At 71.5% G+C, this 19,508-nt stretch carries 18 protein-coding genes; 6 read left to right on the top strand and 12 right to left on the bottom strand.

The features are described 5' to 3' along the window. Window positions 1-28: 28 nt before the first annotated feature. Window positions 29-532, bottom strand: a complete 504-nt coding sequence (locus AOM46_RS29115) for a GNAT family N-acetyltransferase (protein WP_062217097.1) — start codon at window positions 530-532, stop codon at window positions 29-31. Between the two features lie 36 nt (window positions 533-568). Between AOM46_RS29115 and thpR the strand changes: the two genes are divergently transcribed. After that, window positions 569-1,129: an RNA 2',3'-cyclic phosphodiesterase gene (gene thpR / locus AOM46_RS29110; protein WP_062217094.1), complete on the top strand. Its 561-nt coding sequence runs from the start codon at window positions 569-571 to the stop codon at window positions 1,127-1,129. Window positions 1,130-1,268: 139 nt separating this feature from the next. On the opposite strand, the gene AOM46_RS29105 is transcribed toward thpR, so the two are convergent. The 3 genes from AOM46_RS29105 to AOM46_RS29095 form a co-directional block, all read right to left on the bottom strand. Continuing rightward, window positions 1,269-2,267 (bottom strand): aldo/keto reductase, encoded by a 999-nt coding sequence (locus tag AOM46_RS29105; RefSeq protein WP_062217093.1) that lies wholly within the window; start codon window positions 2,265-2,267, stop codon window positions 1,269-1,271. Window positions 2,268-2,485: 218 nt separating this feature from the next. Continuing rightward, entirely contained in the window at window positions 2,486-3,097 is a 612-nt protein-coding gene (locus tag AOM46_RS29100) for a hypothetical protein (protein ID WP_062217090.1), read from the bottom strand. A gap of 213 nt (window positions 3,098-3,310) precedes the next feature. Further along, window positions 3,311-3,829 carry a hypothetical protein gene (locus tag AOM46_RS29095; RefSeq protein WP_158920752.1) on the bottom strand — a complete coding sequence of 173 codons (519 nt, stop codon included), beginning with the start codon at window positions 3,827-3,829 and terminating at the stop codon, window positions 3,311-3,313. Between the two features lie 101 nt (window positions 3,830-3,930). Here AOM46_RS29095 and AOM46_RS29090 point away from each other — a divergent pair, with 101 nt between their 5' ends. Beyond that, window positions 3,931-4,977: a hypothetical protein gene (locus AOM46_RS29090; protein ID WP_078857297.1), complete on the top strand. Its 1,047-nt coding sequence runs from the start codon at window positions 3,931-3,933 to the stop codon at window positions 4,975-4,977. Window positions 4,978-5,000: 23 nt separating this feature from the next. On the opposite strand, the gene AOM46_RS29085 is transcribed toward AOM46_RS29090, so the two are convergent. After that, complete coding sequence (locus AOM46_RS29085; protein WP_078857296.1) at window positions 5,001-5,891, bottom strand: TetR/AcrR family transcriptional regulator; 891 nt, start codon at window positions 5,889-5,891, stop codon at window positions 5,001-5,003. Window positions 5,892-6,016: 125 nt separating this feature from the next. Between AOM46_RS29085 and AOM46_RS29080 the strand changes: the two genes are divergently transcribed. Together AOM46_RS29080 and AOM46_RS29075 are read left to right on the top strand one after the other, a co-directional pair. Next, complete coding sequence (locus tag AOM46_RS29080) at window positions 6,017-7,036, top strand: ATP-binding cassette domain-containing protein (RefSeq protein ID WP_062217084.1); 1,020 nt, start codon at window positions 6,017-6,019, stop codon at window positions 7,034-7,036. Then, the gene (locus tag AOM46_RS29075) at window positions 7,033-7,890 is read left to right on the top strand and encodes an ABC transporter permease (protein WP_062217080.1); all 858 of its coding nucleotides are present in this window, start codon (window positions 7,033-7,035) and stop codon (window positions 7,888-7,890) included. The genes AOM46_RS29080 and AOM46_RS29075 overlap by 4 nt, the downstream gene beginning before the upstream one ends. An 80-nt stretch (window positions 7,891-7,970) precedes the next feature. Here the strand turns inward: AOM46_RS29075 and serC are convergent, their stop codons facing one another. From serC to AOM46_RS29040, 7 genes are all read right to left on the bottom strand, one after another. Beyond that, the gene (gene serC / locus AOM46_RS29070) at window positions 7,971-9,089 is read right to left on the bottom strand and encodes a phosphoserine transaminase (RefSeq protein ID WP_062217078.1); all 1,119 of its coding nucleotides are present in this window, start codon (window positions 9,087-9,089) and stop codon (window positions 7,971-7,973) included. A 102-nt stretch (window positions 9,090-9,191) separates the two neighbouring features. Then, on the bottom strand, window positions 9,192-10,454 hold the full coding sequence (locus tag AOM46_RS29065; protein ID WP_062217075.1) for a cytochrome P450: 1,263 nt from the start codon (window positions 10,452-10,454) through the stop codon (window positions 9,192-9,194). After that, window positions 10,451-11,644 carry a cytochrome P450 gene (locus tag AOM46_RS29060; RefSeq protein WP_234314113.1) on the bottom strand — a complete coding sequence of 398 codons (1,194 nt, stop codon included), beginning with the start codon at window positions 11,642-11,644 and terminating at the stop codon, window positions 10,451-10,453. The genes AOM46_RS29065 and AOM46_RS29060 overlap by 4 nt, the downstream gene beginning before the upstream one ends. Window positions 11,645-11,742: 98 nt before the next feature. Beyond that, entirely contained in the window at window positions 11,743-12,354 is a 612-nt protein-coding gene (locus AOM46_RS29055) for an ATP/GTP-binding protein (protein WP_062217071.1), read from the bottom strand. Further along, window positions 12,335-12,691 (bottom strand): DUF742 domain-containing protein, encoded by a 357-nt coding sequence (locus tag AOM46_RS29050; RefSeq protein WP_062217068.1) that lies wholly within the window; start codon window positions 12,689-12,691, stop codon window positions 12,335-12,337. Before AOM46_RS29050 ends, AOM46_RS29055 begins: the two co-directional genes overlap by 20 nt. Next, a complete protein-coding gene (locus tag AOM46_RS29045; RefSeq protein ID WP_062217065.1) occupies window positions 12,688-13,167 on the bottom strand; it encodes a roadblock/LC7 domain-containing protein in 480 nt (159 codons plus the stop codon). The genes AOM46_RS29050 and AOM46_RS29045 overlap by 4 nt, the downstream gene beginning before the upstream one ends. Beyond that, window positions 13,164-14,696 (bottom strand): ATP-binding protein, encoded by a 1,533-nt coding sequence (locus AOM46_RS29040; RefSeq protein ID WP_062217063.1) that lies wholly within the window; start codon window positions 14,694-14,696, stop codon window positions 13,164-13,166. Before AOM46_RS29040 ends, AOM46_RS29045 begins: the two co-directional genes overlap by 4 nt. Window positions 14,697-14,882: 186 nt before the next feature. Here AOM46_RS29040 and AOM46_RS29035 point away from each other — a divergent pair, with 186 nt between their 5' ends. Together AOM46_RS29035 and AOM46_RS29030 are read left to right on the top strand one after the other, a co-directional pair. After that, window positions 14,883-17,723, top strand: coding sequence for an FAD-binding and (Fe-S)-binding domain-containing protein (locus AOM46_RS29035; RefSeq protein WP_062217059.1), 2,841 nt, complete (start codon window positions 14,883-14,885; stop codon window positions 17,721-17,723). Between the two features lie 520 nt (window positions 17,724-18,243). After that, window positions 18,244-19,503 carry a glucarate dehydratase family protein gene (locus AOM46_RS29030; protein ID WP_062217056.1) on the top strand — a complete coding sequence of 420 codons (1,260 nt, stop codon included), beginning with the start codon at window positions 18,244-18,246 and terminating at the stop codon, window positions 19,501-19,503. The last annotated feature ends 5 nt before the right edge of the window (window positions 19,504-19,508 follow it).

Raw genomic sequence — 19,508 nt, 5'->3', positions numbered from 1 at the left:
CGCACGCCGCCCGGGGCGCGCCCCCTCGTCAGGCCACCCGCATCGCCAGCACCTGACCCGGCCAGTCGCCCACCGTGAACGTCTCGGTCGGGCTGAACCCCTGGCCCTCGTAGTAGGCGACGAGCCGCCCCTCCGAGCCGGCATAGCAGTCGACGCGCAGCAGATCGACCCCCTGCCGCCTGGTCTCCGCCGCCGCGTGCGCCAGCAGCGCGGCGCCGACACCCCGGCCGGCGAACCGGCGATCGGTGGCCAGCAGATGCACATACCGCTCGGGCTCGTCCGCCGGCGCCACCTCGGGCCCCGGGCCGTCGGTGAGCGTGAGGGTGCCGGCGGGCTCCCCGTCGATCTCGGCGATCCACGGATCGCCTTCGGCGACCATCCGCTCGACCTTCGCCACCGCCCTGGGCCGCGCCGACCACGGCTCCGTCCCCCACTGCCCCGTCCACCCCCGCCCCACCAACCACTCCACCGCACCGTCCAACATCCCCAGCACCAACGGCACATCGGCCGGGCTTCCCGATCTGATCTTCATGCCGCGCATCGTAGGCGGGGCTTACGATCACCGGCTATGAGAATCTTCGCGGCCCTGCTGCCGCCGTCCGAGGTGGTGGACGAACTGGCCCTGGCCGTCGAGCCGTTGCTCGCCCTCGACGAGGGCGACCGGCTGCGGTGGACGGACCGGGCCGGTTGGCATATCACCCTCGCCTTCTACGGCGAGGTGGACGGGCACCAGCTGCCGACGCTCCACGACGGGCTCACCGACGCGGCCAGGGCCTGCGCCCCGCTGACGCTGCGGCTCGCCGGCAGCGGCGACTTCGGCGGCCGGCATCTGTGGGCCGGCGTCGAGGGGGACGTTGACCGGCTGGCCGAGCTGGCCGCCGACACCGCGACGGCCGGCCGCACCGCCGGCGCCCCCGGCGGCGGCACCCAGGACACCTACCGCCCCCACCTCACCCTGGCCAGAGCCCGCCCCGGCCTCCAGCTCGCCCCCTGGCTCACCGCCCTCGCCGACTTCCGAGGCAGAACGTGGACGGCGGACCGGCTGACCCTCATGCACAGCGAAACCCTCCCCGAGGGCGCCCGCTACACCGCGCTGGGAGAGTGGCCACTGGGCGGGGTGACCGGTTAGCGAACGCGCCCGCGTACCGTGGAGGGCGTGGATGCCAAGACTCGTGCTCGTATCGTCAGTGCCGGACTCGTTCTGATCTTCGCCGTGGTGGCGATCGCCGCCGCCTTCGGCTGAGGGCGGCGGCGCACCAGCGGCGTCTTTACCAGGCGAAGGACTCCGGCGACGGGCCGGGGCCCGGGAAGATCCTGTCCAGTTCGGTCAGGATCTCGTCGCTCAGCTCCAACTCCACCGCGCGCAGCGCCGAGTCCAGCTGCTCGCGGACACGCGGGCCGACGATCGGCCCGGTCACGCCCGGCCGGGTCAGCAGCCAGGCCAGCGCCGCGTCGCCCGGCTCGATGCCGTGCTTCTCCAACAGGTCCTCGTACGCCTGCACCTTGGCGCGGAGTGTCGGGTCGGCCAGCGCCTCGGCGGACCGGCCGCCGGTGCTCCTGGACCCACCGCCGTCCCGTTCCTTACGGATCGCGCCGCCGAGCAGGCCGCCCTGCAGCGGCGACCAGGGGATCACGCCCAGGCCATAGCCCTCGGCGGCCGGGATGACCTCCATCTCGGCGCTGCGCTCGACCAGGTTGTACAGGCACTGCTCGCTCACCAGGCCCAGCGAACTGCGCCTGACCGCCGCCTCGTTGGCGCGCGCGATATGCCAGCCGGCGAAGTTGGACGACCCGGCGTACAGGATCTTGCCCTGCTGCACCAGCACGTCGATCGCCTGCCAGATCTCGTCCCAGGGGGTGTCCCTGTCCACATGGTGGAACTGGTAGAGATCGATATGGTCCGTCTGGAGCCGCTTGAGGCTGGCGTCCACCGCCCGGCGGATGTTCACCGCCGACAGCTTGTCGTGGTTGGGCCACGGCGCCTGACCGTCGCCGGCCATGTTGCCGTACACCTTGGTGGCCAACACCACCTTGTCGCGGCGGTCACCGCCCTTCGCGAACCAGGTGCCGAGGATTTCCTCGGTACGGCCCTTGTTGTCGCCCCAGCCGTAAACGTTCGCGGTGTCGAAGAAGTTCACTCCCGCGTCCAGCGCGGCATCCATGATCGAATGACTGTCCGCCTCGTCGGTGAGCGGGCCGAAGTTCATCGTCCCCAGCACCAACCTGCTGACCTTGAGTCCCGTGCGTCCCAGCTGTGTGTACTTCATGTTGGCCAAGAAAACGCCCTGGAGTGCGCTCGAAGCAAGGACCCGCGCCGCCGGGCCCGGGCGGCGCCGACCGAAGACCGACGGAAGGCTGACGGAAGGCTGACGGAAAGCGAAAGTCGGCCACCACGGAGTGATGACCGACTCACGGACGCCGAGCGGGAAGCAAGTCCCAGGTGACTTCCGGTTATTGCTTGTGTTGCTTGAGTAAACCAGCCGAACTACTTCTTCAGCTTGGTGGCCGCGAACCCGCCGACCCCGAGGGCGAGCAGGCCACCGACCAGCACCATGTAGAGGCCGACGCCGGCGGAGAAGTCGAACGCATTCAGGATGAAGTCGATCTCCTCGGATGTGAGGTTCGCGGCTTCCGGTTCACTTTCCAGATCCGCGCGCGCGATCCGGTCCAGGTCGGCGAAGTTGAGCACCCCGATGATCAGCGCGATCAGCCCGGGCGCCGCGGCGGCGGCAGTGAACACCACCTTCTTGGTGGCCAGGCCGGCCGCGAAGAGGCCGATCACGGCGATGCCTAGGAGCAGGGTCCAGAGACCGTCGCCCTCAAGTCCCTTGGCGCTGCCCGATTCTCCTTCGACGTCGACCGTCGCCCACGCGAGCACCGAGCCCAGCGCAGCGAGAACGCCGCCCGCGATGCCCGCGAAGTGGATCTGCTGCGGCAGGGCCGACGGCGCGGGGCCGGCGGGCTGGCCGTAGGGGGAGGGCTGGCCGTAAGGGGCCGGCTGCTGGGGCTGGCCGTAAGGCGCGGGCTGCTGAGGCTGCTGCCCGTAGGGCTGCTGGCCGCCCGGGGGAGGCGTCTGAGGTTGTCCGTATCCGCTCATAACGAGAGACGGTAGGAAGGTGTGATCAATCCACGCAAGCTACTTGACCGATAGACCGCTTATGCGCCATTTATCTTTGCGCACTTGTGTCCCGGGGGCCAAAGCCTCCCCATCCGGAATGGGCGCTCCGTTTGCCCCGATTCCGCGACCTATCCCATCATGCCCCCGCTGACCACCGGGTATTCCCACCCCCACAACGAAGTTGGTTCCCCGTCAGTTCCTCAGGTTGGTCGCGGCGAGAATGCCCGCGATCACGCTCGCCAGAGCGCCCGCGCTCACCACGAAGATGCCCAGGGCGCTGTGGAACTCGAAGTTGGCCATGGCCAGCTCCCACATCAGGTCCGAGACCGGTATCTCGCTCTCGGTGTCGGCGCGGGCCACCCGGTCGGGGTTGGCCAGGTTGATCAGGGCGATGATCGTCGCGAACAGCCCGGGTATTCCGGCGATCGCGTTGAGCACCGGCTTCCTGGCCGCCATGGCGACGATGGCAAGGCCGACGATCAGCACGCCCAGGATCAGGGTCCACACGCCGTCGCCCGAGGTGCCCCTGAAGCCGTACCGCGTGCCGGGTTCGACCGTTGGGCCCTCCACCCTGGTCCAGATGAGGAGCGAGCCGACGACCAGGCAGATGCCGCCGACCATGGCGACGATGTGTAACTGCTGCGGGAAGGCCGCCCGAGGCGGCGGTGGCGGGGGCGGGGGATAGGGGGGCGGCGATCCGAATCCGGTCATGGCGTGAACGTAGGGAGCGTTGGGTAACCGGGCAAGCCCCTCTGCGCGACGGCCGGTTCACGCGGTCGGCGCCCGCTCGTCGGGGATGGCAGGCTTGGGGCATGGCCTCATGGATCACCCGTCGTCTCGTTCTTCCCTGCCTGGTGGCGGCCGGTTGGGGTGCCGCAGTCGCCGTGCCGGCGGTGGCCGACGAGGGCGGGCCCGCCGCGTTCACCATCGAGGACCCGCGGATCACCGAGTCCAGTGGTCTGGCGGCCAGCGCGCAACACCCCGGGGTCTACTGGACGCACAACGACAGCGACGACGCGGCCCGGATCTACGCCGTCGACGGGGCCACGGGGGAGACCAGGGCGACGATCGATCTGGACGGGGTGACGGCCAGGGATGTCGAGGCGATCTCGCTCGGCCCGGACGGGGACCTCTATATAGCCGATATCGGCGACAACTACGGCGGCGAGTGGCCGGAGGTGTGGATCTACCGCGTCCCCGAGCCGGCGACGCTCGCCGACGCGCGGGTCACGCCGACCGTGCACACCGTCCAGTACGCCGACGGGCCGCGCGACGCCGAGGCGTTGATGGTGCACCCGACCACGGGCCGGGTGTATATCGCCAGCAAGCGGGGCGACGGCAGCGGCGCGCTGTACGCGGGGCCGGAGGAGCTGTCCAGCGCCGAGGTCAATGTGTTCGAGCCGGTCGCCGACATCGAACTGGAGGTCACCGACGGGGCGTTCTCGCCGGACGGCACCCGGCTGCTGCTGCGCGGCTACTTCGCGGCCCGGATGTATGCCTGGACGGACGAGGGGGTGCCGGAACGGATGGAACGCCGGGTGCCGGTGCCGCTGCAGCAGCAGGGCGAGTCGCTGACGTTCGCCCTCGACGGCCGGTATGTGATGTTCGGCTCGGAGGGTGAGCTGAGCGGGGTCGAACCGGTCGCGCTGGAGGGCGAGTTGCGGCCGGACAGCGTCCGGGAGGCCGAGGATGCCGGTGAGGAGGAGAGCTCCGGCCGGGAGAACGGGACGGCGGGGGACGGGGAGGACGAGGAGGGTTCGGACGGGTTGAGCGCCAACGCGATCACCGCGCTGCTGGTGGTCGGCGCCATCGCCCTGCTGGCCTCGCGCCGGCTGCCGAACCGGGGCGGCGGGAGCTGAGCCGGTGCTGACCCGGACGCGCCCTACCGGCAGGACCCGGCGCCGGGGTCGGCGCCGTCCGGGGGCGGGGGCCGCTCCGACCGTCTGGCGTTGACAAAGACCTCGATGCCGTCCAGCACCCGGGTCAGGCCGAACTCGATGATCTGCTCGGGGGAGTCGGCGAAGGAGTCCTCGTCCATCGTCATCACATGGGAGAACTCGTCCCCGCGCAGGGCCGTTTCCAGCGCCGGGCCCTGCATCTCCCAGAACTCCTCCTCGGTGATGTCCGACTCCTCGTTCGCCTGGCGCAGCAGCTCGTAGTGCCGGGTGATCCCGGTGACATAGGAGTCCAGCGTCATGATCACGCCGACCTTCTCCCGGCCGTTGAGCCCGGTGCCCTCCAGCGCGGCGACCGCCGCGTTGAAGCCGAGCAGCGCGTTGGGGCCCAACAGGGGGCGTGAGGAGTTGATCTGCAGGAGCCAGGGGTGGTCCTGGAAGAGCCGGTAGGTGGCCCAGCCGATCTCCTCCAGCTTGCCGCGCCAGTCGTCCGGCGCCGGCGGATCGCCGTCGGCGGGTGGTTCCGGCGGGCCGGAGACCTGGTCGAGCATCAGGTTGAGCAGTTCGGCCTTGCCCGGCACATAGCGGTAGAGCGACATGGTGCCGACGCCCAGCTCGGCGGCGACGCGGCGCATCGAGAGGGCGTTCAGGCCCTCCCGGTCGGCCAGGGTGACGGCGGCGGTGACGACGCGCTCCAGGGTGAGCCCCGGCTTGGGCCCCCGGGCGCGGGGGCCCCGCCCCTGCCAGAGCAGCTCCAGGCTGCGGGCGAGGATCGCGCGGTCGCGTCCCTGCGCCGGGCGTTCGCTCCCCAACTCCGTGCCCTCCGCGCTCGCGCTCCCGGTGCCCGCGCCGACCACGCGCTCACTCTCCGATTTCATCGCGGGCCATCCTAGAACTCACTAGGAGATGCGTACAGCGTACGCTACATTGGGGACGCTGTACTCAGTCAGCGGTGTCAGTCAGCCGTACCACAGCGCCCGAGGGCGGGAGGGGAACGTTTCCCATGGGGTCATCCGAGTACTCAGTGGTCGCCGAGGGGCTGCGCAAGCGCTATGGCGACAAGGTCGCCCTGGACGGGCTCGATCTGCAGGTCAGACGGGGCACGGTCTGCGGTCTGCTGGGGCCCAACGGCGCGGGCAAGACCACCTCCGTGCGGATCCTCGCCACCCTGCTGCGGGCGGACGGCGGCCGGGCCGAGGTGGGCGGGGTCGACGTCCGGGCCCGGCCGGATCTGGTGCGCCGGCGGATCGGGCTGACCGGGCAGAACGCGGCGGTGGACGAGATCCTGAGCGCCCGGCAGAACCTCCGGATGTTCGCCCGGCTCTTCCATCTGGACCATGCCACCGCGCGGCGCAGGACGGAGGAGCTGCTGGAGCAGTTCGATCTGACCGAATCGGCCGACAAGCAGGTGAAGGGGTTCAGCGGGGGGATGCGCCGGCGGCTCGATCTGGCCGCCTCGATGATCCTGGCGCCCGAGGTGCTGTTCCTCGACGAGCCGACCACCGGGCTCGACCCGCGCGGGCGCAGCGAGGTCTGGGACGCGGTGCGGGCGTTGACCGCCGAGGGCACCACGGTGCTGCTGACCACCCACTACCTGGACGAGGCGGACAAGCTCTCGGACCGGATCGCGGTGATCGACCAGGGCCGCAACATCACCGAGGACACCCCGGCCGGCCTCAAGCGCGCGGTCGGCGGGGACCGTCTTGAGGTGGTGGTCTCCGATCCCTCCGATGTCCCGCTGGTGGTCCGCACCATGGCGCGGGTGGCCAGGGGCGTCGGGCCCGAGACGGACGAGGCGGAGCTGCGGGTGCACGCCCCGGTGGACGACGGGGTGGCCGCGCTCACCGCCGTCGCCAAGCAGTTGGAGGAGGCCGGCGTCAGCGTCGCCGACATCGGGCTGCGCCGCCCAACGCTGGACGAGGTCTTCCTCCGGCTCACCGGGGGAAGGGCCGACGAGCCCGCCACGACGCCCGCCACGACCGAGGACGCCGCCGGTGAGCGGAGCAAGGAGCGGATCGTATGACCAGCGGCCCGACGACGGAGAAGACCCCGCCCCCCTCGGTCGTCCGGTTCGAACCGGGGCCCGAGCGGCGCCTCTACTGGGCCGTCACGGACTGCCTGACCATCGTCCGGCGGGAGTTGACCCATCTCCGCAAGCAACCCTCCCTGATCGCCTGGCAGTTGGGCTTCCCGATCGTCTCGGTGCTGCTCTTCGTCTATGTCTTCGGCAGCGCCATGGACGTGGGCGAAGGGGCGGACTACAAGTCCTTCGCGATGCCGGGGCTGTTCGCGATGACCATGGCGTTCGGCTTTATGAACACCGCGATGGCCGTTGTGGTGGAGAAGGACCGGGGGGTGATCGACCGCTTCCGTTCGATGCCGATGGCCTCATCGGCGGTGGTCACCGGGCGCGGCGTCTCGGATGTGCTGCACGCCGCGCTCGATCTGGTGGTGATCGCGATCATCGCGCTGGTCATCGGCTGGCGCTCCAACGGCGGACTGGCGGCCACCCTCGCCGCCTTCGGCCTGTTGCTGCTGCTGCGCTTCGCGCTGATCTGGATCGGCGTCTTCCTCGGCCTGGTGACGCCCAACCAGGAGGCGGCGGGCAACCTCTTCGCGGTGGCCTTCCCGTTCGGGATGGTCTCCAGCGTGTTCACGCCGCCGTCGATGATGCCGGACTGGCTGGGCACCATCGCCATGTGGAACCCGGTCTCCTCCACGGCCAACGCCATCCGCGACCTGTTCGGCAACCCGCTGCCCACCGGCGACAGCTGGATCGAGCAGAACGCGCTGCTGATGTCCGTGGTCTGGCCGCTGGTCATCACCGCGATCTTCCTCCCCCTCGCCGTCCGCCGCTACCAGGCCCTGGGCCGCTGACGGCGGGATACACGTGACAAGCGCCGGCGCCCGCAACGGGGCGTCGGCGCTTGTCACGTCGTGCGGAGGGAGCGGAGAGGTCAGAGGCGTTCGATGACGTGGTCGACGCAGTGGGTCAGGGCCTCGACGTCGTCCGGGGTGATCGCCGGGTACATCGCGATGCGGAGCTGGTTGCGGCCCAGCTTGCGGTAGGGCTCGGTGTCCACGATGCCGTTGGCGCGGAGCACGGAGGCGACCTTCGCCGCGTCCACCGAGTCGGCGAAGTCGATGGTGCCGACCACCGCCGAACGCGCCTCCGGGTCCGTGACATAGGGGGAGGCGACCTCGGACTTCTCGGCCCAGGAGTAGAGGCGGCCGGAGGAGTCGGCGGTGCGCTCGACGGCCCAGTCGAGGCCGCCCTGGCCGTTGATCCACTCCAGCTGGTCGGCCAGCAGGAAGAGCGTGGCCACCGCCGGGGTGTTGTAGGTCTGGTCCTTGCGGGAGTTGTCGATCGCCGTGGGCAGCGAGAAGAACTCCGGGATGTGCCGGCCCGATGCGGCGATCCGCTCCACCCGCTCCAGCGCGGTCGGCGAGAACACCGCGATCCACAGGCCGCCGTCGGCGGCGAAGGACTTCTGCGGGGCGAAGTAGTAGACGTCGGTCTCGGCGATGTCGACCGGCAGGCCGCCCGCGCCCGAGGTGGCGTCGACCAGCACCAGCGAGCCCTCGTCCGCGCCGGCGACCCGGCGGATCGGGGCCGCGACGCCCGTGGAGGTCTCGTTGTGGGTGAGGGCGTAGGCGTCGACGCCGCGCTGGGCGCGCGCCTGCGGCAGGCTGCCCGGGTTGGCGCTGATGACGGTGGGCTCGTCCAGCCAGGGCGCCTTGCTGGCGGCCTTGGCGAACTTCGAGGAGAACTCACCGAACGTCAGATGCTGAGACTTCGCCTCGATCAGGCCGTGGGTGGCGATGTCCCAGAAGGCGGTGGAGCCGCCGTTGCCGAGCACCACCTCGTAGCCGTCGGGGAGGGAGAACAGCGACGCCACGCCCGCGCGGACGCGGCCCACCAGACTCTTCACCGGAGCCTTCCGGTGCGAGGTGCCCAGCACGGAGACGCCGGTCCCGGCCAGGGCGTCCAGCGCCTCGACGCGCACCTTGGAGGGGCCCGATCCGAACCGGCCGTCGGCGGGCTTGATGTCAGCGGGAATCTCGATATCGGCCACGAGCCGGAGCGTAGTCCCTCGGTGCCTCGAAGCGCACCTCGTCCGCGAGGTGAGACACGTCGCTCCGCCTCGTGGTCGGTCGCTCCGGCTCGTATCCGGAGGTCAGCCGGCCGTGCCGTGCAGCAGGACGGGCAGTTCGTAGAGGTCGTTCTGGGTGACGTTGGGGCGGTGCCGCAGCTTGTCGTCGGGGACGGCCGGCGTCAGTTCGGGGAAGCGCTCGAAGAGCGCCGGCAGCGCCACCGCGCCCTCAAGTCGGGAGAGCGGCGCGCCCGGGCAGACATGGGGGCCGTGGCCGAAGGACATGTGCCGGATCGGGGTCGGCCGGGTGACGTCGAACCGGTCGGCGTCCGGGCCGTGTTGCGCCTCGTCCCAGCCGATGGCCACATAGGAGGTGATCAGGCCCTCGCCCTTGGGGATCACCTGCTCGCCCACCTCGATGTCCTCGGTGGCGAACCGGATCAGCACATGGGAGGTCGGCGACGACCAGCGCAGCGTCTCCTCGACCACCGTCTCCCAGGAGATCTCGCCGGCCAGCACCCGGGCCTTCTGGTCGGGGTTGGCCAGCAGCCCGCGCACCGCGTTGTTGATCAGCGCGATCGTGGTCTCATGGCCGGCGGTGACCATCAGCTGGAGGGTGTTGGTCACCTCGTCGTCGGTGAGCGGTTCGCCGCCCTCGTCCGCGTCGATCAGGGCGCTGGTCAGATCGTCGCCAGGCTGTGCGCGCTTCCCCGCGACCGTCCTGGCGAAGATGTCGTGCAGCTCCGCCAGCATCGCCGGCACCCGGGCCGGCGGCGTCTGGGTGTTGAAGAACTCGTCGTACAGCTCGCGCAGCTTCGGCTGGTCCGCCGGGTCTATGCCCATCAGCTCGCTGACCACGCCCATCGGCAGCGGATAGGCGAAGAGCGCCTTGAGATCGACCGGCCGCCCCGCCGGCTGGGCGGACAGCCCGTCGAGCAGCTTCGCGGTGATCCGCTCGATGCCGGGGCGCAGCCGCTGCACCCGGCGCGGGGTGAGCGCCTGCGCGGTCTTGGCGCGCAACCGCCGGTGCTCGGCGCCGTCGACGGTGAGCATGGAACGGGGCGGCGCGGCGAGGCCGATCAGCGGCCACTCCTGGGAGATCTCGCCGCGCTGCCAGGCGCCCCACGCCCGGACGTCCTTCACCAGCCGGGGATCGTTCAGCAGCCGCCGCGCCTCGGCGTGGTGGGTGACCGCCAACACGGGGACGCCGCCCGGGAGTTCGACCCGGGCGATGGGGCCGGCGGCCAGTAGTGCCCGCCCCTCACCCGCCAGATCGCCGACCAACGGGTCGAGCACGATGGTCTCGGTGGCTCCGGATCCGGCGGAGTGGTGGACGGGGCAGCTCATCTATGGCCTCCATGGGTGGGGGTCGGCGTGAAGCGCACCGGGAGCGTGGTCATGCCCCGCAGCCAGGGTGACGGCCGCCGCTGGAGCGCTTCCGGGGGTACGGACAGGTCAAGGTCGGGCAGCCGGTCGAGGATCACCTCGATTCCGGTCCTGGCGATGACTTCCGCGATTTCCATCGCGGGAAACGGGCAACGGTGTTCGCCGTGGCTGAAAGAGAAGAAGGCGTTGTTGCTCCCGGGACTCCCCGGGGAGCCGGGCAGCCCCGGGCCGCCGGCGTGCGGGTCGACCCGCACCTGGGGATCGTCGTTGGCGCCCTGGATGCCCAGCAGCAGCAGATCGCCCGCCAGGATGTGGCGGTCGCCGAGGCGGGTGTCCTTGCTGGCCCAGCGCCCGGCGATGATCTGGCTGGGCGCGTCCTCCCAGAGGACCTGGTTCATCGCGTCGCCGACGCTGTTCCGGCCGCCGAAGAACGAGGCGGCGAACCGGTCGTCCGTCAGCATCAGCCGCAGCGTGTTGCCGATCCAGTCGGCCGTTGGCTGGTGGCCGGCCGCCGACATCACCATCAGGTCCTGCACCAGCTCCTCGTCCGAGAAGCCCCTGGCGCCGGCGAGCATCCGGGTGGCGACGTCGGCGGTGGGCTGGACACGCCGCGCCGCGACCAACCTCCGCATGGAACCGAGCAGATGTTGCTGCCCGGCTATCGCGTCCGCACCGCCGTCGATCATGTCGTGAAGCGCCTCGGCCAGCGCCGGACACTCCGCGTCGGGGAAGCCGAACAGCCGCGCCAGCACCAGGATCGGCAGCGAGCTGGCGAAGTTCGCGATCAGCTCGGCCTCGCCCTGACCGCAGAAGCCGTCGATCAGCCGGTCCGCGTAGTACTCCACGATCCCGCGCAGCTCGATCCGGTCCACGGCGTCCAGGGCGTCGCTGACCATCGCGCCGCGCCGGGTGTGCGCCTCGCCCACGGTGTAGAGGATCGACGGCTGTTTCCGGCCGATCATCGGCAGCATCGGCCAGTCGTCCGCGATATACGGCCACTGGCTCCACAGATCCGAATCGCGGCTGAACAGCACCGGATCGCTGAGCAGTCGGTGCAGCTCGCGATAGCCGACGACCAGCCAGGCCGGCACATCCCCCACCAGCACCACCGGCACCACCGTGCCGTGCCGCTGCCGCAGCTCCCGATACATCCGGTGCGGATCCGAGTGGAAGCCCTCGATGCTCAGCGGCACCGCCTCCGGGTCCAGCGGGGGACGCGTGCCGGGGGCGGGCGGGGAGGCGGGAGTCGTCACGGAGCGGCCTCCTGGGCGCTGGACAGCGTGTGCAGATACTCGACGAGGGTGATCAGCACGTTCTTGCTCGAAGGGCGGGAACGCGCGTCGCAGTCGATCAGCGGGATGGACTCGGACAGGTCCAGCGCCTCCCGCACCTGCTCGGCGCTGTGCGCGGCCCCGCCGAAGTCGTTCCTGGCCACGATGAACGGGGTGCCGTGGTGTTCGAGGCGGTCGATGGCGTACCAGGAGTCGGCCAGCCTTCTGGTGTCCACCAGCACCACGGCGCCCAGCGTGCCGGTGAAGAGCCGGTCCCAGAGGAACCAGAAGCGTTCCTGCCCCGGGGCGCCGAAGAGGTAGAGCACGGTGCGCTCGTCGAGGGTGATCCGCCCGAAGTCGAACGCCACGGTGGTGGCCGTCTTGCCCCGGACCGCCGAGACGTCGTCGACCTGCTCCCCGGCCCTGGTCATCACCTCCTCGGTGTTCAACGGGCGGATATCGCTGACGGAGCGGACCATGGTGGTCTTGCCCACGCCGAAGCCGCCGACGATGACGATCTTCAGACCGTTGTCGGCTGCCCGGCCGAGGGGGGTGCGTATGGCCGGGCGGTCAGAGGTTGCGGAGTCCAACGAGCACCTGCTCAAGGAGATTCGAGTCGGGAAGGTGGTTCGCCGTGCCGGCGGTCCTGGGGTGGCGGGCGGTGATCCGGCCCATGTCGAGCAGATCGCTCAGCAGGATCCGCACCACGGTGATCGGCATGCGCAGCTCGGCGGAGATCTCGACCACGGCCGTGGGGAACTGGCACATCCGCAGGATCCTGGCGTGCTCCGACTGCATCCCCGCCGTCGGCTCCGATTCGCTCACCACCAGCGTGACCAGGTCGAACGCCTGGGAAGCGGCCCGGCTGCGCCCCTTGGTCACGGTGTAGAGGCGGTCCGGGTCGTCATCCCGGCCGGGCCGTGTCACGCGGCGCCTTCGGCTCGGTCTTCGGCCGCGCCGCCCGCTTCGCCCTCGGCCTGGTCGTCGGCCTCGTCGGTGGTGCGCGGCGCCGCCGTCAGATGCTCGCCCAACTGCTCGACCAGCTCGTTCATGTTGTGCCCTATCAGCCCGACGTCCGCGTGCTGATCGGCCACGATGGCCAGATGGGCGCCCTCGCCGGCCTCCACTATGAAGAGGATGCCGCCGTAGAACTCGGTCATGGACTGGCGCACCCCGCCGGTGCCGTCGCCGAACTCGATGGACGCGCCGTGCGACAGGCTCTGGATGCCGGCGGCGATCGCGGCCAACTGGTCGCCCTGGTCCTCGGACAGCTCGGGGGTGCGACACAGTTTGAGCCCGTCCCGGGAGAGCACCAGCGCGTGCCGGGCCCCCGGGGTGCGGACAAGCAGCTTCTCCAACAACCAGTTCAGCTGCTCGTTCGCCCCGGCGGATGATGTGGTCATGGTGCTTCTTCCTCTGGGTGGGACGTCGCGTTGCGGGAGGTGTCGGCGGGGTCGGGTGCCTGTCCCCGCAGGGCCTGGCGGAAGGCGCCGAACCTGGCGGCGGACTCGGCCGGCGAGTGACCGTTCGCCCGGGTGGTCTCCTGGGGCTCCCGCTGTCGGCTCCGCTCCTGGCGGAGGGCGTTGGCCAGCGTCCGGCCACGGCGCCGCTTGGGCAGACCGCTGTCGCCGAACGTCGGCAGCTCGTTGGTGCCCGTGCTCGACGAGTCGGCCGGCGCGTGCTCCTCGGTGGCGACCGGCCCTTCGAACGGGTCGGGAAGGGCCGGCGCGACGGGCGTCGCCGGCGGCCGGCCCTGGTTCTGCGGCTGGCTGAGGGGCTGGCTCTGGGGCTGGGTCTGGCTCGGCGGTGTCGCCGCTGCGGGCAGCCAGTCGGCCTCCTTGGGCCGGGTGATCAACTGCTGGGGGATCATCAGCAGCACGCCGGTGCCGCCGCGCGCCGACGGCCGGAACGAGACCTTCAACCCGTGCTTACGCGCCAGCCGGCCGACCACGGCCAGGCCGAGACGGGTGCCGGAGAGGGCCGCCGGGTCCAGGTTCTCGCCCGAGACGGCCTGCTCGGCGCGGCGCAGCGCGATATCGCTCATCACCAGTCCGCTGTCCTCCACGGTGATCACCACGCCGGCCTGCACCTCCTCGACATAGACATGCACCTCGGCGGTGGGCGGCGAGAAGTTGGCGGCGTTGTCCAGCAGTTCGGCCAGCGCGTGCATCACACCCTCGGCGGCGTGGCCGGCGACGGCCGTGTTCACCGTGGAGTGCGGGCGCACCCGCTGGTAGGCGCCGATCCGGCCCATGGCGCCGCGCAGGATGCTCTCCATCACGATCGGCTTGGCCCAGCGGCGGCCCGAACGGGCGCCGGTGAGCACCGCGAGGCTGTCCGCGAGGCGGCCGGCCTGGGCGGTGCGGTGGTCGAGCAGCAGCAGATCGCCCAGCACGTCCTCGTCGCCGTGCCGGTGTTCCATCTCGCGCAGGTCGGCCAGCATGCTGATGGCCAACGCCTGCATCCGGCCGGCCGCGTTGGCGCAGGCGGCCAGCGCCGCCGCCTTGCCGGCCTCGCTGCGCCCGACCTCCTCGGCCAGCAACCGGAGCACCCGTGCCTCGGGGGCGTCCGCCGGCTGCTCGATGGCGGCCAGCGCCGTATCGGCCGAGGCACCGACGCGCAGATGCCTGACCAACGCGGGCGCGGTCACGTCGGCGAAGTGCGCGGCGCGGCGGTCGCGTTCGGTCAGGACTGTGGACAGGCGTCGGGTTTCGGCCCGCCCGTGCACGGCGAGGGCCACCGCGGCGCACAGCGCCAGGCCGCCGGTGCCGGCGCCCCAGGCGAGGGGCAGCCGCACGGAGTCGGGCGCGCTGTAGACCGCGACCAACCAGGCCACACCGGTGGCGGCGAGAGAAATCAACAGGGCGAGCAGCGTCTGGCGCAGGGGGGGACGCTCTGCCCTGGGGCGCGCCTGGAGTGTGTGCGCTGTCATGAATCGGCGACCTCGGGGGGACATCAGGAGCATTAATTCGCCAACACTATAGGGTGAGTTGAGGACCACGGTGACGCAGTGTTCTTGGGGGTTCTCTGGAATTGCGTGTGCTTTCTGTGTGTTCGGATGCCGGGCCGCGCGGGAAAAGGGTGCAGGCTGGGAGTTATGGAACGGCAAAGGCGACGGATGGCGGATGGACAGGACGTCGGCGGTGTGACGGAGTTGGCCGCCGCGCTGCGCGGCCGGATGCGCGGCGAGGTGGAATTCGACGCGGCCAGTCGCGCGCTGGCCACCATGGACGCCTCCAACTACCGCCGGGTTCCGGTGGGGGTGGTTGCCCCGGTCGACGCGGCGGACGTGGCCGTGGCCCTGGAGGTCTGCCGGGCGCATGACACCCCGGTGGTGGCGCGCGGCGGCGGCACCAGCATCGCGGGCCAGGCCACCGGCATCGGCGTGGTGGTGGACTTCACCCGCCATATGAACAAGGTCCTGGCCATCGATCCCGAGGCGCGCACCGCCGTCGTCCAGCCGGGCGTGGTCTGCGACACGCTGCGCGCCGAGGCCGGCCGGCACGGGCTGACGTTCGGCCCCGATCCGTCCACCCACAGCCGGTGCACGCTGGGCGGGATGATCGGCAACAACTCCTGTGGCGCGCACTCCGTCGCCTGGGGTACCACGGCCGACAACGTGCGGGAGCTCGACGTGCTCACCTACCGGGGCGAGCGGGCGCTGCTCGGCCGGGGCGGCGCCGGGGTGCCGGCCCCGCTGCGGGAGCGGGTCGAGGAGCTGGTCGCCGGTGAACTGGCGCTGCTGCGCACCGGGTTCCCCGATCTGCCGCGCCGGATCTCCGGGTACGCGCTGGACGAGCTGCTGCCGGAGCGCGGCCGGGACTGGGCCCGCGCCTTCACCGGCAGCGAGGGCACCCTCGGCGTGGTCACCGAGGCCACCGTCGCGCTGGTCGCCGAGCCGGCCGCCCGGGTGCTCGCCGTGCTGGGCTATCCCGAGGAGGGCGACGCGGCCGACGCGGCGTCCGGGCTGCTGGCGCACGGCCCGCTGACCGTCGAGGGGATGGCCGTCGACCTGGTCGGCCGGCAGGCGGCGCGGGCGCTGCCGCCCGGCGGGGCCTGGCTCTTCGTCGAGGTCGGCGGCGCGGACGAGGCCGAGGCCAGGGCCTCGGCCGAGGCGCTCTGCCGGTCCGTCGCCGACTCCACCACGGGGCACACCGTGATCACGGATCCGGCGGCGCGCCGCGCGCTGTGGCGGATCAGGGAGGACGCCTCCGGCACCGCCACCCGGCTGCCCGACGGCGGCGAGGCGTGGCCGGGTTGGGAGGACTGTGCGGTGCCGCCGGCCCGACTCGGCGGCTATCTGCGGGAGTTCCGCGGCCTGCTGCGCGACCACGGGCTGCGCGGCCTGCCGTACGGGCACTTCGGCGACGGCTGCATCCATGTGCGGATCGACTTCGATCTGCTCAGCCTCGAAGGCGTCGCGCGCTTCCGGGAGTTCAGCCAGGATCTGGCCGATCTGGTGGTGGCGCACGGCGGTTCGCTCTCCGGCGAGCACGGCGACGGACTGGCCCGCTCCGAGCTGCTGCCCCGGATGTACGGGGAGCGGCTGACCGGGCTCTTCGACCGGTTCAAGACCGTCTGGGATCCCGACGACGGGCTCAACCCCGGGGTGCTGGCCCGGCCGGCCAGGCTGGACGAGCAGCTGCGGTTCACCGGGCTGCCCACCGGGCCGCCGGTCGCGTTCTCCTATCCGCACGACGGCGGGGACTTCTCGGCCGCCGTGCGGCGCTGCGTCGGCGTGGCCAAATGCCGCAACACCGAGGCGGGCGCCGGGGTGATGTGCCCCTCCTTCCGGGCCACCGGCGAGGAGACGCACTCCACCAGGGGCCGGGCCAGGCTGCTGCACGAGATGCTGCTGGGCGAGGTGGTCACCGACGGCTGGCGGTCGACGGAGGTGCGGGACGCGCTCGATCTCTGCCTCTCCTGCAAGGGCTGCCGCAGCGACTGCCCGGTGGGCGTCGACATGGCCACCTACAAGGCCGAGTTCCTGCACCAGCACTATGCCGGCCGGCTGCGTCCGGCCGGGCACTACGCGATGGGCCGGCTGCCGAGTTGGCTGCGGCTGACCTCGGCGCTGCGGCTGGCCGGGCCGGCCAATCTGGCGGCCAGGGTGCCGCCGCTGGCCGCGATCGCCAAGCGGCTCGGCGGCATCGCGCCGGAGCGCGCCATCCCGCCGCTGGCCGCCGAGTCGTTCACCCGCTGGTGGGCCAGGCAGGGGCGCGACGGCGGCGCGGATGTGCTGCTCTTCCCCGACAGTTTCACCAACTACCTGTCGCCCGAGGCGGGTCGGGCCGCCGTCCGGGTCCTCGACGACGCGGGGCTGCGGGTCGGCGTGCCGGAGGGCGCGGTCTGCTGTGGGCTGACGGAGATCTCCACCGGTCAGCTGGACCGGGCCAGGGCCACCGGGCGCCGCACCCTGGACCGGCTGGCCGAGCCGCTGGCCGCCGGCCGCACGGTCACCGTGCTGGAGCCGCCGTGCGCCGCCGCGCTCCGCACCGACCTGCCGGAGCTGCTGCCCGACGATCCGCGCGCCGCGCGACTGGCCGGGCAGGTCAGGACGTTCGCCGAGACGCTGGCCGAGCTGGCCCCCGACTGGGCGCCGCCGAGCGTCGGGCGGCCGGTCGCCGGGCAGACGCACTGCCATCAGCACGCGGTGCTCGGAGACACCGCCGACCGTCAGCTGCGCGCCAGGGCGGGTCTCGACGGCGCGCTCTCCGGCGGCTGTTGCGGTCTCGCGGGCAACTTCGGCTTCGAGAAGGGGCACTACGAGGTCTCCGTCGCCTGCGCGGAGGACCAACTGCTGCCCGCCGTGCGCCAGGCCCCTGACGACGCCGTGCTGTTGGCCGACGGCTACTCCTGCCGGCTTCAGCTGGAGCAGTTGGCGGGGCGCCGGGCGCGGCATCTGGCCGAGGTGCTGGCCGAGGCCATCGACCGCGACGCCGCCGCATCCGCCCGATAAGGCCGGCCGCCGCAGCCCGCCGCGATTCCGTGAACGCCGGATCTTGGTGGGCCTCGGCGGCCTGAGCCGCAGGGCCGGATAGGGGCGGGCGGGGAATTTCCGAACCCCTGTCCGAATGGGTGCGGTCGGCCGTCGGAAATACGGCGCGGTCGGGGCGGTCGGCCGGTTGCCGAGGGCCGTCGGCGACGGCGTTCTTCGGCCACGTTGTTTTCGTGGGCGGGGCAAGTTCGCGGGGCGAGTTCATTTAGCCATCAAGAAACCGTGCGTCAAATCGTCGGCTGAAAAGTCGGCTGGAAACAGCCATGTCCGTGGGCCGGTCGACGCGGCGCCGAGCCCCCGTGCGCCGCTCCCGGGGCCGGCCCGGCGCCCCGGGGCGGCCCCGGTCGGGCCAGGTTCAGACGGCTGAATCCGAGGGGGCGGCTCCCGCTGTTCAGACCCTTGACGCTCCCCAGGCGCACTTCTACAGTTGCCGGGTCTGTTCATGAGAATGGCCAAAGTTCAAATATGTGAATGGCTGGCTATGCGTATACGTGAGATCCACCTGACCCCCGTCGCCTTCAGGGACCCGCCGCTGCTCAACGCCAGCGGGGTGCACGAGCCTTGGGCGCTGCGGACCGTCGTCGAGATCGTCACCGACGAGGGCGTATCGGGGTTGGGCGAGACCTACGGCGACATCTCGCACCTCGACCGGCTGCGGGCCGCCGTGCCCGGGCTGATCGGTCTTGAGGTGCACGCCCACCACGCGATCTACGCCCGGGTCGCAGCCAGCGTCGGCGAGGATGTCGTCGTCGACCAGCACGGACTCATCGGCGCCGGCAGCAACCAGAAGACGGTGGACGCGGTCTTCTCCCCGTTCGAGGTCGCCTGCCTCGACATCCGGGGCAAGGCCGCCGGGCTGCGCGTCGCCGATCTGCTCGGCGGGCCGGTGCGGGACGCCGTCCCCTACAGCGCCTACCTCTTCTACAAGTGGGCGGGACACCCCGGCGCCGCCGAGGACCGCTTCGGCGCCGCGCTCGACCCCGAGGGCATCGTCGCCCAGGCCCGGCTGTTCATCGAGGAGTACGGCTTCGCCTCGATCAAGCTCAAGGGCGGCGTCTTCCCGCCCGACCAGGAGATCGACGCGGTGCTCGCGCTGCGCGACGCCTTCCCCGACCTCCCGCTGCGCATCGACCCCAACGCGGCCTGGACGCCGGCCACCTCGATCCGGGTCGGCCGCGCGCTCGCCGGCGTCCTGGAGTACCTGGAGGACCCGGCCCCGGAGATCGAGGGGATGGCCCAGGTGGCCCCCGAGGTCCCGATGCCGCTGGCCACCAACATGTGTGTGGTCACCCACGACCATCTGCCGCCCGCCATCGCCCAGGGCGCCATCGGCGTGCTGCTCACCGACCACCACTACTGGGGCGGGCTGCTGCGCTCCACCCAGGTCGCCGCGCTCTGCGGCACCTTCGGCCTGGAACTCTCCATGCACTCCAACACCCATCTGGGGATCAGCCTGGCCGCGATGACCCAACTCGCCGCCGCCACCCCCAACATCAACCACGCCTGTGACACCCACACCCCCTGGCAGCAGGGACAGGACGTGGTCGCCCCCGGCGCGCTGCGCTTCGTCGACGGCGCGGTCCCGCTCCCCGAAGGGCCGGGGCTCGGCGTCGAACTCGACCGCGACGCGCTGGCCGTGCTGCACGAGAACTACCTGAAGTGCGGCGTCGAACGCCGCGACGACACCGCCTACATGCGACGCACCGATCCCGCGTTCCAACCCAGACGCGGTCACTGGTGAGTCGC

Origin of the sequence: Streptomyces sp. NBRC 109706 (assembly GCF_000974485.1) — a bacterium.
Classification (GTDB): domain Bacteria; phylum Actinomycetota; class Actinomycetes; order Streptomycetales; family Streptomycetaceae; genus Streptomyces.
The sequence above is the reverse complement of the archived record's forward strand: the minus strand, read 5'-3'. Positions and strand labels throughout refer to the sequence as shown.

Bases quoted from the DNA above. Each gene is read 5' to 3' on its own strand.
- AOM46_RS29115 (WP_062217097.1), bottom strand. From the start codon at position 532: ATGAAGATCAGATCGGGAAGCCCGGCCGATGTGCCGTTGGTGCTGGGG.
- thpR (WP_062217094.1), top strand. From the start codon at position 569: ATGAGAATCTTCGCGGCCCTGCTGCCGCCGTCCGAGGTGGTGGACGAA.
- AOM46_RS29105 (WP_062217093.1), bottom strand. From the start codon at position 2,267: ATGAAGTACACACAGCTGGGACGCACGGGACTCAAGGTCAGCAGGTTG.
- AOM46_RS29100 (WP_062217090.1), bottom strand. From the start codon at position 3,097: ATGAGCGGATACGGACAACCTCAGACGCCTCCCCCGGGCGGCCAGCAG.
- AOM46_RS29095 (WP_158920752.1), bottom strand. From the start codon at position 3,829: ATGACCGGATTCGGATCGCCGCCCCCCTATCCCCCGCCCCCGCCACCG.
- AOM46_RS29090 (WP_078857297.1), top strand. From the start codon at position 3,931: ATGGCCTCATGGATCACCCGTCGTCTCGTTCTTCCCTGCCTGGTGGCG.
- AOM46_RS29085 (WP_078857296.1), bottom strand. From the start codon at position 5,891: ATGAAATCGGAGAGTGAGCGCGTGGTCGGCGCGGGCACCGGGAGCGCG.
- AOM46_RS29080 (WP_062217084.1), top strand. From the start codon at position 6,017: ATGGGGTCATCCGAGTACTCAGTGGTCGCCGAGGGGCTGCGCAAGCGC.
- AOM46_RS29075 (WP_062217080.1), top strand. From the start codon at position 7,033: ATGACCAGCGGCCCGACGACGGAGAAGACCCCGCCCCCCTCGGTCGTC.
- AOM46_RS29065 (WP_062217075.1), bottom strand. From the start codon at position 10,454: ATGAGCTGCCCCGTCCACCACTCCGCCGGATCCGGAGCCACCGAGACC.
- AOM46_RS29060 (WP_234314113.1), bottom strand. From the start codon at position 11,644: ATGTATCGGGAGCTGCGGCAGCGGCACGGCACGGTGGTGCCGGTGGTG.
- AOM46_RS29045 (WP_062217065.1), bottom strand. From the start codon at position 13,167: ATGACCACATCATCCGCCGGGGCGAACGAGCAGCTGAACTGGTTGTTG.
- AOM46_RS29040 (WP_062217063.1), bottom strand. From the start codon at position 14,696: ATGACAGCGCACACACTCCAGGCGCGCCCCAGGGCAGAGCGTCCCCCC.
- AOM46_RS29035 (WP_062217059.1), top strand. From the start codon at position 14,883: ATGGCGGATGGACAGGACGTCGGCGGTGTGACGGAGTTGGCCGCCGCG.
- AOM46_RS29030 (WP_062217056.1), top strand. From the start codon at position 18,244: ATGCGTATACGTGAGATCCACCTGACCCCCGTCGCCTTCAGGGACCCG.